Source organism: Pseudonocardia adelaidensis, from assembly GCF_039543345.1.
Taxonomy (GTDB): Bacteria; Actinomycetota; Actinomycetes; order Mycobacteriales; family Pseudonocardiaceae; genus Pseudonocardia; species Pseudonocardia adelaidensis.
Genome location: NZ_BAABJO010000107.1, coordinates 1 through 593, shown reverse-complemented (window position 1 = coordinate 593; position 593 = coordinate 1). Strand labels below are relative to the sequence as shown.

The following is a 593-nucleotide window of genomic DNA, read 5'->3' as shown; positions in this document are numbered from 1 at the left end:
CGCCTCGCGGCGGTCACCGAAGCCCGGGGCCTTGACGGCGACGGACTTGAAGGTGCCGCGGATCTTGTTGACGACCAGGGTGGCCAGGGCCTCGCCCTCGACGTCCTCGGCGATGATCGCCAGCGGCTTGCCGCCCTGCATGACCTTCTCCAGCAGCGGGAGCAGGTCCTTGACCGTGGAGATCTTGGAGGAGACGAGGAGGACGTAGGGGTCCTCGAGCTCGGCCTCCATGCGCTCGGCGTCGGTGACGAAGTAGGGCGAGATGTAGCCCTTGTCGAAGCGCATGCCCTCGGTGAGCTCGAGCTCCAGACCGAAGGTCTGGGACTCCTCGACCGTGATCACGCCTTCCTTGCCGACCTTGTCCATCGCCTCGGCGATCAGGTCGCCGATGGTGGAGTCGGCCGCGGAGATCGACGCGGTGGCAGCGATCTGCTCCTTGGTCTCGACCTCCTTGGCGCTCTTCAGCAGCGCCTCGGAGACGGCCTCGGTGGCCTTCTCGATACCCCGCTTGAGGGCCATCGGGTTGGCCCCGGCGGCGACGTTGCGCAGCCCCTCGCGGACGAGGGCCTGCGCCAGCACGGTGGCGGTGGTGG

At 68.3% G+C, this 593-nt stretch carries 1 protein-coding gene; it reads right to left on the bottom strand.

Annotated elements, in window-relative coordinates; genetic code table 11:
* The coding region (locus tag ABEA81_RS42450) for a TCP-1/cpn60 chaperonin family protein (RefSeq protein WP_345613742.1) at positions 1 to 593 on the bottom strand (593 nt) is incomplete at both ends.